We start from the raw sequence: 15,689 nt of genomic DNA, 5'->3' as shown, positions 1-15,689 counted from the left end.
AATTATTAGTAGAATCGACATTACTATACCATTTTTATTTCTATAAATAAATACTATTTTTACAAATTTTTAATAGGTATTCTTTGGATTTTACATAAATTGAATTAAATTCCAACAAAAAAGGAAAACGAGCCCGTATGAGCCCGTTTTCCTATGACCTATGAACTAGAAGCTTCTTTTTCGTCCGGCATAGCAGATATCAGCACTTCACGAGGTTTGGATCCCTCATAGGGTCCTACGATTCCTTTCGATTCCATCGAGTCGATTAATCTTGCCGCCCTTGAATAACCGATGCGAAATCTTCTTTGAAGCATAGAAACTGAAGCTGTCTGCATATCAACGACTAATCTTACAGCGTCACCAAACAGGTCATCTTCAGACTCCATGACCGCAGGTTCTGCTTCTTCAGTAGGAATCATCTCTGCTTGGTATTGAGCTCTTTGCTGTGTCACACAGTGATCTACGATCGCTTCTACTTCTTCATCTGATAGAAACGCCCCTTGAACGCGAACGGGTTTTGATGCTCCTGAAGGGAAGAACAACATATCTCCTCTCCCTAAAAGCTTCTCTGCCCCTCCCATATCAAGTATCGTTCTAGAGTCAGTTTGTGAAGAAACACTAAACGCAATTCGTGACGGAATGTTCGCTTTAATAACACCTGTTATTACATCAACAGACGGACGCTGTGTCGCAATAATTAAGTGAATCCCTGCTGCTCGAGCCATCTGAGCAAGACGAGTGATCGCATCCTCTACGTCACCTGAAGCAACCATCATCAAATCAGCTAGTTCATCAACTATAACTACGATATAAGGTAAAAAAGGCTGTTTTGCATCACCTTTAGCATTTTGTTTTCTTATCGATTCATTGTAACCTTCGATGTTTCGTGTACCGCTATGGGAAAATAGCTCATACCTACGCTCCATCTCAGAGACCACTCTTTTTAATGCTTGAGCTGCCTTCTTCGGTTCAGTGACGACTGGCGCCAAGAGATGTGGTATCCCGTTATACATATTTAATTCCACCATCTTTGGATCAATCATCATCATTTTCACTTCGTGTGGTTTAGCTCTCATTAGAATACTCGTAATAATGCCGTTTACACACACACTTTTACCGCTTCCGGTTGCTCCTGCCACAAGTAAGTGAGGCATCTTAGAAAGATCTGCGATGATCGGTTCACCTGAGATATCTCTTCCTAGACCGATAGCGAGTGGTGATTGTTGTCCAGAGAATTGTGGTGCCTCCAGCACTTCTCTTAATGTTACCATCGAGATCTCCTGATTGGGCACCTCGATTCCAACAGCTGATTTTCCTGGTATCGGTGCTTCGATCCGTATATCTTTAGCTGCTAATGCAAGAGCCAAGTCATCTGATAAATTAACAATCTTACTTACTTTAACACCTACATCTGGGTACACTTCATACTTTGTAACGGCCGGTCCCAGGTGAACTTTAAGAACTTTTGCTTTTACCCCAAAGCTTTCAAACGTTTTTTCAAGTTTCTTCGCGTTGCTCTTGCTTGCAGCATATTGCTTGTCTTTGTGCTGACCACTATTTTGAGGCGTTCTAAGATGTTTCATCGTCGGAAGCTGATAATGTTCGTTCTGGATTACTTCATCACCAAAATTAACAGGTAAAGGTGAAGGTGTCGGCTCATCTTCAGACCCTCTAGCATCCTTTACATCTTCTTTTTCTTCATTCTCACCGTACACCTGAGGAGCAAATTTCAACTGAACGCCGCTCTCTGTTTGTTGAACCCTTTTTGTAAAATCTTCAATTACTGGATCTTCAGAGATGATGATCTCTTCCGTATCTTCTTCATCATCTACAGTTGCCGGCGTTAAATTTTTCTTTTCTTTTATTTTTTTTGTTCTTTCTTCAGCAAGTGACGTTTTCTTTTCTTGTATGTATTCTTTCATTTTAGAAGTTGCTGAACTGGATGTATCGACTAGTTTCTGAAGAAGAACGGATAACGATTTACCCGAGATCAACAAAAGGCTCCCTATTATTAAAAAGAAGATGACAAGCTTTGTTCCACCAGCTCCAAACAAAAAATAAAATAGAGCAAAACCGATAGATCCTACAAGTCCCCCGCCAATATCGTTGGTTGAGGTTTCCCCTTGAAGCTGCATCCAATACAGATCCCAAGTGTTTCTTATAACAGAAGCGTCTTTCCATTCCCCACCGTTCGTTAAATGTTCAAACAAGGTTAGGTGGCTCAATACTAGAAATGAGAAGAAGAGTATATACACACCTGTTAATTTTTTGGATACCAAGACCGGCCAGCTTCTTTTCCATATCAAATAAAAAGATAATAATATACAAGCAAGCAGAAGTATACCGTACCATTCTCCACTAAAGAATCGCAGTAGATGAACAAATGCCATTCCTACATTACCCATCTTAGCAAGTGCTAGAGATGATAATGCGAGGATGGTGAGTCCTGCAATCTCAAACGTCAGCTGCTCTTTCCATCTGCCTTTATTTTTAGCTTTCTTTTTTTTGTTTTTTGCCATTTTTTTCACCTCACTAGCATGCAATATTATGTATGTATGAACAAAAATAGAAAGAAAAGCAGCCCTGCAAATCAGAAGGCTGCTTTAAAATAGTATAGCATAATTCTTAGATGACTTTTTTAAAAATTTCGCAGCACCATTCCAGGTTGACAGTCTTCTAGTAAAAAATGAGAAGGATCTGTGCTCATGATCTGAACGATTCTTTTCTCATCACCGATACGTTCTACGAGGACAGGGACATTATTATAAAGTATTACATTCTGCGCCGACGGTTCGTTTCCTTCTTCCGGAAACATCAATTCAAAAGGCTGCATCGTATACCAGATCATTGCGGCAACCCTTTATCCTCTTCTTTTTTGTTCGCTTCGATCAACTCATTCAACTTCTTGATCGCTTGACCCACTCCGCCTACTGCGTTTATGAGTCCATCACTCACCGCATCTGTTCCAATGACATTCGTACCAATATCTCGTGTCAGGTTCCCTTTAGAAAACATCAGTTCTTTAAATCGCTCTTCCGTGATATCTGAATGGCTCGTTACGAAAGAGATCACACGGTCCTGCATCTTATCTAAATACTCAAACGTTTGCGGCACCCCAATGACCAGACCTGTTAATCGAACCGGATGGATCGTCATGGTAGCCGTTGGTGCGATGAACGAATAATTAGCGCTTACCGCTATTGGAACTCCTATGGAATGTCCTCCTCCTAATACGAGGGATACACTTGGCTTTGAAAGAGAGGCGATCATCTCAGAGATAGCAAGGCCAGCTTCCACATCTCCACCAACTGTGTTCAAGATTACAAGTAGCCCTTCGATCTTATGATTCTGTTCAATGGCTACTAATTGCGGTATCAAATGTTCGTATTTGGTCGCTTTGTTGTTAGGAGGAAGCTGCATATGTCCTTCGATCTGACCTACAATCGTCAAACAATGTATGCTTGAGCCTTCCATTGTGGGAACGTTCGTCTGTCCTAGCGACTGTATCTTCTGAATAAGTCCTGAGCTTTCGTCCTTCTTTGATGGTGCATCTGTTTGTGGTGCTTCTGTTTCTGGTGTCTGATCCATAATTCATACCCCTTCTAAGTTAGGTTCTTCTTAGTATGGGCGTAATTTCCATTCATATGAGAAAAAAATAAAAACCCGCTTTATCAGCGGGTTAAATTTCCATAATAATCGGCATGATCATTGGTCTTCTCTTTGTTTTTTCAAATAGATACTGACTTAATGTATCTCTGACGTTTGATTTCAGACTAGACCATTCTTTCATATTTTCGTTCATGCACTTTTCAAGTACATCACGAACTTTTGTATTTGCTTCGTGAAGAAGAGCTTCACTTTCACGAACATATACAAAGCCTCTTGAGATGATCTCAGGTCCTGAGATCAGCTTATGTGAATCTTTGCTGATCGTAACGACAACGACTAAGATTCCATCTTGTGATAAAAGTTTACGGTCACGAAGCACGATGTTTCCGATATCTCCTACACCGAGTCCATCTACTAATACGTTTCCTGAAGGCACTTTTCCGGTTTTTTGCGCGAATCCGTTAGCGAACTCTACCACTTCACCTTTATCAACGATAAAAATGTTGTCTTTTTCAACTCCAACTTCAATCGCTAATTTTTGATGCGCTTTTTGCATCTTATATTCACCGTGAACCGGCATAAAATATTTAGGTCTCATCATACTGAGCATGAACTTAAGCTCTTCAGCACTACCGTGTCCTGATACATGAACCTTCTTCTGGCCAAAGATAACATCTGCTCCTGTACGCATCAGTTTATCAACCATCTTCGCGACAGAAGTTTCATTGCCAGGTATCGGGGTAGCGGCAATAACGACTGTATCTGAAGGTCGAAGTGCGATCTGTTTATGTGATTTTTGCGCCATTCTAGACAACGCCGCCATTGATTCTCCTTGGCTTCCTGTTGTTAAGATGACAACCTTTTCATCGCTGTAATCGTTTGCTTGATCGATCGTAACTAACAGATCTTTTTCTATCGTCAAATAACCTAGCTGTGATGCAATATCAACAACTTTTACCATACTTCTTCCGTTAACAGCTACTTTTCTGTTTGTTTTGGCAGCTGCGTTCATTACTTGCTGAACACGATGAACATTTGAAGCAAATGATGCAATGATGATTCTTCCCTTTGCCGCTTGGAATACATCAAGGATCTCTTGTCCAACTTGTGCTTCTGGACCTGTAGATCCTGGTCGTTCTGCATTCGTACTGTCTGAAAGCAGACACAATACTCCTTCTTCAGCTAGGCTTGAAATCTTCCCAAATTCGGTATGCTGTCCATCGATCGGTGTATGATCGATTTTAAAATCACCAGTATTTGCAATAATTCCCTGTGACGTGTGAATTGCAATTCCTACTGCATCTGGAATACTGTGATTTACGTGGAAGAAGCTTACCTTCGCACTGTTGAATGAAAGCTTTTGGTTCGTTTCAATCATATTTAATTCTGTGGATCGCAAAAGTCCCGCTTCTTTTAATTTTGCTTCTACTAGTCCTAATGTCAAACGCGTTCCATAAACAGGTACAGGTACTTGTCTTAAGACATATGGAAGGCCACCGATATGGTCTTCATGGGCATGAGTTAAGAAGATTCCAGTCACACGCTCCAGGTTTTCCTTCAAGTAGGTCACATCTGGTATGACGATGTCGATTCCAAGCATTTCCTCTTGAGGGAACATAAGACCTGAGTCCATAACAAAAATTTCCTCACCTGTATCCACTACATACATGTTTTTGCCGATCTCACCGACTCCGCCCAAGGCAAAAACTTTAATTTTATCTCTATTTTGTTTTGACAATGTGTATATTCCTCCTATGTTGTATGTAAAAAAATATTTCCCGATCACGTCACTTAAAGACATTATACTCTATGAGAGGAATACAAAACAAGACTGAGCAAAAGACAAATAAAAATAAGGTTATCGTTGTACGTAATAGTATTGAAACTTTGGACTAAGTTTTTCTGTATTTAGACACCAGCTGTCAGTACGATCAATAATGAGTAGAATTAAGTCTCTGATTCGATGTTTCTTGATTGAATCAGGGCTTTTTTGTTTTACATGGGAGCCGTTGCCGCTGTTTGATCTAGATTGAAACGTTCGTTTTGTTTGTGGAAATCGCAAAGTTAAATAATTTCACGGTAATATATTTTATTTTCACGGTAAATCAAAATATATTCACATATAGAGCCAATAATTTCACGGATAAAATTATTTAACCGATTTTCGACAAAATGCGGCAACATCAAAAAAGGGCAGCGCATACAAATCACATGCGAAGCCCTGTTTTACTGTTTTACAAGCTGTTTAATCTGTTTGAGAGTGCTTCTCTTTCAGATTGATTTAAAGGTAATAACGGCAATCTGACTCCACCAACATCAAGCCCTCTTAATTGTAGCGCTGTCTTTACAGGAGCGGGACTCGGTGCTTTAAAGAGCTCCTGCATAACCGGGAGCAACTTTCGGTGAATACGAGCAGCTTCTTTATTTTCGCCATTGCTAAACGCTTTAATCATCGTTTGCATCTCGTTACCGATCACATGTGAAGCTACTGAAACGATTCCCGCACTTCCTATTGCTAAAGAAGGAAGGGTTAGACCGTCGTCACCGCTGTAAACAACAAAGTCGTCCGGAGTATTCTCAATAACTTCACTCATTGTATCTAAATTTCCGCCTGCATCTTTTAATGCAACAATGTTCGGTACTTCAGCTAGTCGAAGCACGGTTTCAACCGAAAACGTAATTACTGATCTTCCCGGTATGTTATACGCCATGATTGGAAGGCTGATTGCACTTGCAATAGCTTTATAATGAGCGATGATACCCTCTTGACTTGGTTTATTATAATACGGTGCTACGATCATAATTGCATCCACACCGATTTCTTCAGCTTTTTTTGAAAGATCAATGGATGCTTTCGTATTGTTACTTCCTGTTCCTGCAACCACAGGTACTCTGCCATCGACTACTTTTACAACATGTTTAAAAAGCGCTATTTTTTCTTCTGTAGTCAAAGTCGCAGACTCTCCGGTAGTCCCAGCTACTACTAGACTATCCGTTCCATTGTTAAGCAGATGGTTAACCAGTTTCGTCGTTCTGCCAAAATCGATGTTCCCTTTGCTGTCAAAAGGCGTTACCATCGCAGTGCTAATACTACCAAAATTCATTTACTTCACTCCTCAATACTCATTAAACTGCTGCTGTACAATTTCTTGTAAGTTCGCAGATATTCCTTCCTCATTCAAACGAAAAGCGGAATGAAGAGCATTTACCGATTCAATCAGATCTGCTTTCTTAACCAGCACCCAGATCGTCGTATGCGAATCAGCAGATTGTAAGATTTGTATGTTCCTGCTAGATAATGATTCTACGATAGCTGCTGTAACCCCTGGCGTTCCTGCGATGCCAGCTCCCACTGCTGATACTTTAGCACAATCACGGTTCACTTCAGGTTCATATCCAAGATCTTTTAATTTTGCTAAAGCCATATCCGTCTTGTCTTCCATGATCGTATATACGACACCTTTTGGACTGATGTTGATAAAGTCTACTGAAATTTGTTCTTGGGCCATGGCTTTGAACACTTTTGTATGAAGGTCATACTGACCATCGTTGGCATACACTTTAATTTGAGTAATGTTTGAAACATGTGCAATACCCGTGATGATCGATTCCTGAACGTCTTTACCAGCAGGTCCCTTTACGGCTGATGTAACAAGGGTTCCTGGAAGATCTGAATAGGTTGAACGAATTCTTAACGGGATCTTGGCTTGCATGGCGATCTCTACAGCACGTGGATGAATGACCTTTGCTCCTTGATAAGCCATGTTGCAAATTTCAGCATATGTTACGACGGATAGCGGTCTTGCATCTTTAACAAGTCTAGGGTCAGCAGTCATTACCCCTTCTACATCTGTAAAAATATCAATAAACTCAGCTTCTAAAGCAGCTCCTAATGCCGAAGCACTCGTATCACTTCCACCTCTACCAAGTGTTGCGATATCTCCAGTTTTAGATTGGCCTTGAAAACCTGCAACAACTACTACTTGATGATGTTCAAGTTCTGACTTTATCCGATCTACTTTCATATCTATAATTCTAGCATTTGAGAAGTCATCATTGGTTCTAAAGCCTGCTTGTGGACCTGTTAAGGCTACAGATGAAAGACCTGTTGTATTTAACATTCCAGAGAATACAACTGATGAAATGATTTCTCCGCAAGACAACAAGAGGTCTTGTTCTCTGTTAGAAATCTTATTTTTATCCCCTACAAGGCTTAATAAAGTATCAGTAGCATAAGGATCACCGAAACGTCCCATTGCTGAAACGACACAAACCACTTTATAGCCTTCTTCTACAGCATTTTTAATATGACGGATCGCTTCAACACGTCCTGTGTCATCTTTTAAAGAAGTTCCCCCAAATTTTTGAACGATTATCTTCATGAATGCACCTTCTTTATAAAATTAAAGCAGATCTAATTTGATTAAGCTCTCTGCGATTTGAACGGAGTTATATGCAGCACCTTTAAGTAAGTTATCTGATACTACCCACATGTGATAGGCGTTATCACGGTCTAAGTCTTTACGTATTCTGCCAACAAAAACATCAGGCAGACCTGCAGCTATTGCAGGCATAGGGTAGATCTGTTCTTCAGGCTGATCCTGAAGCGTGATGCCTGGAGATGTTTTTAATAGTTCTCTTATTTCTTGAACGGTAGGATTGCCATTCTCAAATTCTGCATACAAAGATTCTGAGTGTCCTGTCTCAACAGGTAATCGCACACACGTTGCTGCGATCTCTAGATTTTCTAAGTGCATAATCTTTTTTGTTTCGTTCATCATTTTCAACTCTTCAAATGTATAGCCGTTCTCTTCAAATTTATCAATTTGTGGAACCGCGTTGAAAGCGATCTGATAGTGCTTTTTGTCTGAAGCACAAGGCATGATGGAAGCCTCGAAAGATTCATCGTTTAGAATCGCTCTTGATTGTTCTTTTAATTCCTCAACTGCTTTTGCTCCTGCTCCTGAAACAGCTTGATAAGTAGAAACAATAACTTTTTTAAGGCCGAACTTTTCGTGAAGAGGCTGAAGAGCAACGACCATCTGTATGGTCGAACAGTTCGGATTTGCAATAATTCCATTATGTTTTAATAGATCTTGTTCGTTTACCTCTGGTACAACGAGTGGTACGTTCGGATCCATCCTGAATGCGCTCGTGTTGTCTACAACGATTGCTCCTCTTTTCACCGCTTCGTGTGCAAGAGCTTTTGAAACTGAACCTCCAGCAGAGAACAAAGCAAGATCTACACCTTCAAATGCTTCTGGTGTTGCTTCTTGAATCGTATGAGATTCTCCATTAAAGGAAATGACCTGTCCTGCTGAACGTTTACTTGCAAGAAGGGATAGTTTCTTTATTGGAAAATTTTTTTCACTTAACGTGTTTAACATCTGCTGGCCAACTGCGCCAGTTGCTCCTACTACAGCTACATGAAATGATTTTTGGCTCATACTTTATTAACTCCTTTATTGTTTAAGGTAAGCAATCTACAACAGAAGGAGAAACTCAAAGTTTTAGTTTCTCCTAGTTAATCCATATAATTTATCATATTTTATCATAAACTTTGAGGTTATGAACGGATTTTCTTCTGTTGTTTCAATCTATTACCCTAAATCTCTTACCCTAAGAACGGGCTGGAGCTGTTTCCCTTGTATGGCTAGCTCGATTGTTTCAATAAGGGTATCCATGTGAGCGACTAATGAATTTTGCTTTTTGACTGGATCATCTTGACTGAACGGAATAAAATAGATGTTCTTTGTCGCCATCAACCTCATGATATTTACACCGTTCAATCCAAGACCATCGTTTGTCGATATTCCGAGAACAACCGGTTTTTGGTTACGAAGTGTTGCTTTTGCTCCCATCAATACAGGAGAATCTGTCATAGCATTAGCAAACTTGCTTATCGAATTTCCGGTCAACGGAGCAATAACCATACAATCTAGTGGTGTTTTTGGTCCAAATGGTTCAGCCTTTACGATGGAATCCACTGGATCATTTCCTGTGATCTGTTTAATCTTTTCCACCCATTCTCCTTCTTCTCCAAAGCGTGTAGACGTGTGCCCTACGGTATGTGTAAAGAATGGAGAAACATTCGCCCCGAGCTCTACTAGCTTTTGAATCTGTGGAAATACGGCATCATACGTACAATGAGATCCCGTTAGACCAAAACCGATATGTTTACCTTTAAAATCCATTATAATTACCCCTTCCGCTTAAATTCATTGATTAAGAGCTGCGAAAGTACGTTTGCAACGATCTTACCCGCTGTTTTAGGTGCAACAATTCCTGGCAGTCCAGGTGCAAGAAGTGCTTTAATCCCTCGTTTTTCTGCATACCTAAAGTCAGTGCCTCCAGGCTTTGAAGCCAGATCAACAACTAATGTATGTGAAGGAAACTTTGAGATTACATCAGCATTAACAATCTGTGTAGGAATCGTATTGATACAAACATCCGTTTCATAGACCTCATTTTTCAGATCATCTAAATGAAACGGAATCATCCCCATCTCTGAGATCCTAGCCATATGTTCAGATTTTCTCGCTCCGACTTTTACGCGTGCCCCTAATGCTTGGAAAGTTCTTGCAACGCTCATTCCTACACGTCCAAAGCCTAGAACAACCGTATTAGATTGATGGATGGTTATATCTGTGTGTTGGATGACCATCATGATCGTTCCTTCAACAGTAGGAATGCTGTTATAGATCGCAACATCATCTCTTTCAAACAACTTCGTTAGTTTTCTGTTGCTGTTTGTTGTAATACCATCTAAATAAGAATTGCTGATTCCTGAAAATACTTGGCAGTGGTCTTTCGTCTTTTTAAGATGATCTTCTGTTAGAATCATTTTTTTATTAGAGAAAATGGTATCGATCTCCCCTTGCAGTCCAGTTCCACTCACAGGCAGAATGATACTGTCTAACTTTGAGAAATCTACTTCATCTATATTCATTTTTGAAGCCCCAGTGAATCCGTGATCAAGTTGGTCATAACCGATAAGTGTAAGTATCGCATCCAGTTCTGTTAGTTTCCGAATAACCTCTAACTGTCTCGCATCGCCGCCAAAAACTGCGATATGCAAATCCGTTAACATTCTTTCTCCCCTTTCTCCGTTGTTCCATTTCTTGCAGGGGATTGCTATCCACGCTCAACATCATATGAACACCCCGCCTATCTGGTTACAGAAAGACTTTCTGTACAACGGTAAAACTGATATTTAAAGTCATCATTTCAATACGCTAAGTAACACGATCATAAGTTTTCAATCAACATCATTATATTCACGAGCAACTCCTATGTTTGGGGCATTTTAGGAAACGTTTAGCCCATTTTTAAAGAGGTTTTTTGAAAACGCAAAAAACCCGGATGAACTCCGGGTTTTTTAAGAATAACTGTATGCTATTGAAGTCCTTTTGGAAGTTCTCCATTTGGACTCACTAGAGATGCTGAACATCCTTCACTAAAGATAGACTGAACTAACGTGTCCACATCGTCTTTGGACACTTTATCGATCGATTCGACCATATCATCAAGGGTACGATGATAACCTAAGATGAGCTCATGTTTTCCATTGCGGCTCATTCTGCTGTTCGTGCTCTCAAGACTCAGCATCAAGTTTCCTTTTATCTGTTCTTTAGAGTTTTTCAGCTCTTTGTCAGTAATTCCGTTCTCTTTTAAATCATCAACTATATTTAAGACCGTATCATACAGCTCATCTAATTGATGTGGAGCTGTTCCTCCATAAATAGTAAAGATCCCATTATCCTGAAACGCTGAATGGTAAGAGAACACCGAATAAGCTAATCCCTTCTGCTCCCTTACTTCTTGAAACAAACGGCTAGACATGCTTGATCCAAAAATGTTATTGAGAATGATCAAACTGTAGCTGCGTTTATCTTTAAGAGAAAGTCCTGGAAAACCAAGACATAGATGTGCTTGTTCTGTTTCTTTCTTACGAGAAAGTTTCTCTGGATAGAAAACCGGCGTTTCAATTACTGGTTTAATAACTCCACTTGTTTTGTAGTCACCGAACCATTTTTCAACTTCCTTTATGAAAGATTCATCAACGTTTCCTGCGACAGAGATGACTACTTCTTCCGGAACGTAATGAGTATCCATATAATCTCGAAGTGTATTCCCCGTAAACGTGTTCAATGTTTCTTCCGTTCCTAATATAGGAAATCCGAGTTCGTGGTTTTGAAAGCTAGCACGGCTCAACATATCGTGAACAATATCATCTGGTGTATCTTCATACATTTTAATTTCTTCTAACACAACATTCTTTTCTTTTAATAACTCTCCTTCGTCAAAGGTTGAGTTAAAAAACATATCTGCTAGTACTTCAAGAGCATATGGTGAATGCGTATCAAGAACTTTTGCATAATAACATGTGTATTCTTTTGAAGTGAAAGCATTCACTTGTCCACCGATGCTATCAAAAGATTCTGCAATTTCTCGTGCTGTTCTTGTCTTTGTACCTTTGAAGAACATATGCTCCAGAAAATGCGAGATTCCGTTATTTTTTGTGTTTTCAAATCTGGAGCCTGTGCCGATCCATACACCGATCGCAACAGAGCGTACTGTTGGAATGTTTTCCAAAACAATTCGCACGCCGTTTGAGCATGTATATCTGTTAATCAAACTTGTTTCCCCCTAGCTGTCAGTTGTTCCACTAATCATAGGAACAATATACCATTATCATAACACGTACACAACTTTACTTGATTGTTTTAGGGACTAATCTCTTCTCATCCATCAAATCTGACACCGTTCCGATGCTGTATCCTTTTTCTTTTATTCCTTTAATTAATTTATCTAAACCAGCTGAAGATGATTCTGTTGGGTGCATTAGAATCATTGCACCAGGATGTACTTTGCTAAGAACTCTGCTTACCATTTCGTCAGGATTAGGTTTTCTCCAATCGATCGTATCAACCGTCCAAAGTATCGTTTTCATATCCATCTCTGAGGCGATCTGCACAACGTCGTTTCGAAAACTTCCACTTGGAGGCGCAAACCATTTTGGATGGATGTCTAGTGTTGCATGTATCACTTCGTTGGTCTGTTTGAGTTCCTCTGTAATCCGTGAATTGGTCATCTTTTTTAAATCCGGATGAGAGTAAGCGTGATTACCGATCTCATGTTTTTCTTCTGCAATCATTTTCGCGAGTGACGGGTTCTTTTTCACCCAAGACCCATCTAGAAAATACGTTGACTTCACATTATTCTTTTTCATCGTCTGAAGCATACCAGGCAGGTACTCATTACCCCATGCTACGTTCACTAACATTGTAACCATAGGCTTTTCTGGATTACCTCTATAGATCGGAGATGCAGGAAGGTTTTCAAGATGAACACTTGGATTTATTTGCTTTATAACAAGTTTATTCTCATCAAATTTATTTGCTTTCTTCATCGCTTTAAAGGATGCTTCCATGTCAACAACAATGCCATTATAACCGGGAGTGGCTTTCCAGACTGGATCGATCTCTGCATTTTTAGGAGGACGATTTAGCTCCTTCGCTTTTTCTTTGATCTGCTGATAGATTGAATTAGACTCCATTTGTGAAACGGCTGTGCTCTGAGCCTTCAAACTTTCGATATAGGTGCTTGTAAATGGATTATGCAACGAAAACGCTATCGCAGTGATAACAAATACTACTAAGGACCATTGAAGAATTTTATTTTTCACGTAAACTCCCTCCCTGTAATCAAGGTATGTATGTGTTGGACAGGTTAGAACGTTTATACGATTCTCGTAGGGAAGAGAGATTTAGTATGGCTGCATTATCAAGTTTATATTCAAATCAAATCGAAAAATAAACAAAAAAAAGACTGACCAACCGGATACAGAGGTATCCGTTTTTGGTGCAGTCTTTTTACTTCCTATATTACACGTTTTGCTGCTGTTCGTTCTTTGCTTTTTCTTCTTTCAACACAACTTTGCGAGATAAGTTTACGCGACCTTGATTATCGATCTCCATAACTTTAACCATGATCTCGTCACCGAGCTTCACAACATCTTCAACTTTTCCTACACGTTCTTCAGCAAGTTCAGAGATATGAACGAGTCCATCTTTGCCGCTGAATAGTTCTACAAACGCACCAAACTTTTCAATACGTTTAACTTTACCCATGTAGTATTCTCCAACTTGAACTTCACGAACAATATCTTCAATGATCTTCTTCGCTTTTTTGTTCATAGATTCGTCAGTTGAAGCGATGAAGACTGTACCATCTTGCTCGATATCAATCTTAACACCGGTTTCTTCGATGATCTTATTGATGATTTTCCCGCTTGGCCCGATTACATCACGGATCTTATCTGGGTTGATCTTCATCGTTAAGATCTTAGGTGCATATTGAGAAAGTTGTGTACGAGATTCTGAAAGTGTAGCGAGCATAGACTTCAGAATGATCATACGTCCTTCTTTTGCTTGAGTTAAAGCTTCTTGAAGAATTTCACGGTTGATACCTGAAATTTTAATATCCATTTGAAGAGCAGTGATACCGTTCGGAGTTCCTGCCACTTTAAAGTCCATATCTCCAAGATGATCTTCCATACCTTGAATATCTGTTAGAACCGTTACATCTTCACCGTCTGAGATCAGACCCATAGCGATACCAGCAACTGGAGCTTTGATCGGGACACCAGCATCCATCAATGCAAGCGTACTTGCACAAATACTTGCTTGCGATGTAGAACCATTTGACTCTAATACTTCTGAAACAAGACGGATCGTGTATGGAAACTCCTCTTCGTTCGGAATCACTTGCTCTAAAGCACGCTCACCTAATGCACCATGTCCGATCTCACGTCTACCTGGTCCGCGCATAAATCCTGTCTCACCCACACTGAATGGAGGGAAGTTATATTGGTGCATGAATCGTTTTGATTCTTCTACACCTAGACCATCTAGAACTTGAACGTCGCCAAGAGCTCCTAACGTACAGATGCTGAGGGCTTGAGTTTGTCCACGTGTAAATAGACCCGAACCATGCGTTCTTGCTAAGATGCCGACTTTTGAAGAAAGTTGACGGATTTCATCTGTCTTCCTTCCATCCGGACGTACTTTCTCCTTAAGGATCAAGCGTCTCACTTCTTCTTTGATGAGTTTATGTAAAACCTCTTTAGCTTCGCTGGCTTTATCTTCATCTTCTTCGTAACGAGAAGCGACGTTTGCACTTACAGCGTCTAAAGCTTCTTGACGAGCATGCTTTTCAACAACTTTAACTGCTTCTTTCACATCGTTTCCAACAAATTCACGAACTTCTTGTTCCACATCTTTATCTAGCTCATGAAGAACGATCTCCATCTTTTCTTTACCGATTTCAGAAACAATCTCTTCTTGGAAAGCGATTAAGCGTTTGATCTCTTCGTGACCGAACATGATCGCTTCAAGCATAACTTCTTCAGAAACTTCTTCTGCACCAGCCTCAACCATGTTGATGGCATGTTTAGTACCTGCCACAATCAGTTGAATATCACTCTTTTCATTTTGTTCAACCGTTGGATTAATCACAAATTTGCCTTCGATTCGACCAACTGTTACTCCAGCGATCGGTCCTTCAAAAGGAATATCAGAAATAGACAACGCAAGTGATGATCCAATCATTGCAGCCATTTCTGAAGAACAGTTTTGATCCACACTCATTACTGTGCTGACAACTTGTACTTCGTTACGGAACCCATCTGCGAATAAAGGACGGATAGGGCGGTCGATCAAACGACTCGCTAATACCGCTTTTTCGCTTGGTCGTCCTTCACGTTTAATAAATCCACCTGGGATTTTACCTACTGCATATAAACGCTCTTCGTAGTTTACTGTCAGCGGAAAGAAGCTAAGATTTTTAGGCTGTTTTGATGCAACAGCTGTTGAAAGTACTGCAGTATCGCCATATCTGACCATTACAGCACCGTTCGCTTGTTTTGCTAATTCTCCAATTTCGAACGTAAGCGTTCTACCCGCCCAGTCCATTGTAAAAGTTCTTTTTTGTTGATCCATTTTACTTGGTACTCCTCTCAACACTTAGAAAAATCCTATCATATTATGGTTCTATTATATCCTAACGTAGTCCTTCCT

12 protein-coding genes are annotated in these 15,689 nt (G+C 40.0%); all 12 read right to left on the bottom strand.

The features are described 5' to 3' along the window. Positions 1-158: 158 nt before the first annotated feature. The 12 genes from IHV10_RS06140 to pnp all read right to left on the bottom strand — a co-directional run bounded on the left by IHV10_RS06140 (position 159) and on the right by pnp (position 15,611). Positions 159-2,519 (bottom strand): DNA translocase FtsK, encoded by a 2,361-nt coding sequence (locus IHV10_RS06140; protein WP_197127768.1) that lies wholly within the window; start codon positions 2,517-2,519, stop codon positions 159-161. Positions 2,520-2,638: 119 nt separating this feature from the next. Next, positions 2,639-2,848, bottom strand: a complete 210-nt coding sequence (locus IHV10_RS06135; RefSeq protein WP_197127767.1) for a YlzJ-like family protein — start codon at positions 2,846-2,848, stop codon at positions 2,639-2,641. After that, the gene (locus IHV10_RS06130) at positions 2,845-3,588 is read right to left on the bottom strand and encodes a ClpP family protease (protein WP_197127766.1); all 744 of its coding nucleotides are present in this window, start codon (positions 3,586-3,588) and stop codon (positions 2,845-2,847) included. The genes IHV10_RS06135 and IHV10_RS06130 overlap by 4 nt, the downstream gene beginning before the upstream one ends. Positions 3,589-3,679: 91 nt before the next feature. Continuing rightward, a complete protein-coding gene (locus IHV10_RS06125; protein ID WP_197127765.1) occupies positions 3,680-5,347 on the bottom strand; it encodes a ribonuclease J in 1,668 nt (555 codons plus the stop codon). 496 nt (positions 5,348-5,843) lie between these two features. Further along, complete coding sequence (gene dapA / locus IHV10_RS06120; protein WP_197127764.1) at positions 5,844-6,713, bottom strand: 4-hydroxy-tetrahydrodipicolinate synthase; 870 nt, start codon at positions 6,711-6,713, stop codon at positions 5,844-5,846. Positions 6,714-6,725: 12 nt separating this feature from the next. Further along, on the bottom strand, positions 6,726-7,991 hold the full coding sequence (dapG, locus tag IHV10_RS06115; protein WP_197127763.1) for an aspartate kinase: 1,266 nt from the start codon (positions 7,989-7,991) through the stop codon (positions 6,726-6,728). 21 nt (positions 7,992-8,012) lie between these two features. After that, a complete protein-coding gene (gene asd, locus IHV10_RS06110; protein WP_197127762.1) occupies positions 8,013-9,056 on the bottom strand; it encodes an aspartate-semialdehyde dehydrogenase in 1,044 nt (347 codons plus the stop codon). Positions 9,057-9,209: 153 nt separating this feature from the next. Next, positions 9,210-9,803, bottom strand: a complete 594-nt coding sequence (gene dpaB, locus IHV10_RS06105) for a dipicolinate synthase subunit B (protein ID WP_197127761.1) — start codon at positions 9,801-9,803, stop codon at positions 9,210-9,212. 5 nt (positions 9,804-9,808) lie between these two features. Beyond that, positions 9,809-10,699: a dipicolinic acid synthetase subunit A gene (gene dpaA, locus IHV10_RS06100; protein ID WP_197127760.1), complete on the bottom strand. Its 891-nt coding sequence runs from the start codon at positions 10,697-10,699 to the stop codon at positions 9,809-9,811. 305 nt (positions 10,700-11,004) lie between these two features. Continuing rightward, entirely contained in the window at positions 11,005-12,246 is a 1,242-nt protein-coding gene (locus tag IHV10_RS06095) for a M16 family metallopeptidase (protein ID WP_197127759.1), read from the bottom strand. A gap of 76 nt (positions 12,247-12,322) precedes the next feature. Next, the gene (locus IHV10_RS06090) at positions 12,323-13,297 is read right to left on the bottom strand and encodes a polysaccharide deacetylase family protein (protein ID WP_197127758.1); all 975 of its coding nucleotides are present in this window, start codon (positions 13,295-13,297) and stop codon (positions 12,323-12,325) included. A gap of 199 nt (positions 13,298-13,496) precedes the next feature. Further along, on the bottom strand, positions 13,497-15,611 hold the full coding sequence (gene pnp / locus IHV10_RS06085) for a polyribonucleotide nucleotidyltransferase (protein ID WP_197127757.1): 2,115 nt from the start codon (positions 15,609-15,611) through the stop codon (positions 13,497-13,499). Positions 15,612-15,689: the final 78 nt, after the last annotated feature.

The organism is Fictibacillus sp. 5RED26 (genome assembly GCF_015903895.1).
GTDB classification, from domain to species: Bacteria; Bacillota; Bacilli; order Bacillales; family Fictibacillaceae; genus Fictibacillus; species Fictibacillus phosphorivorans.
This window is presented reverse-complemented; position numbering and strand designations above follow the sequence as displayed.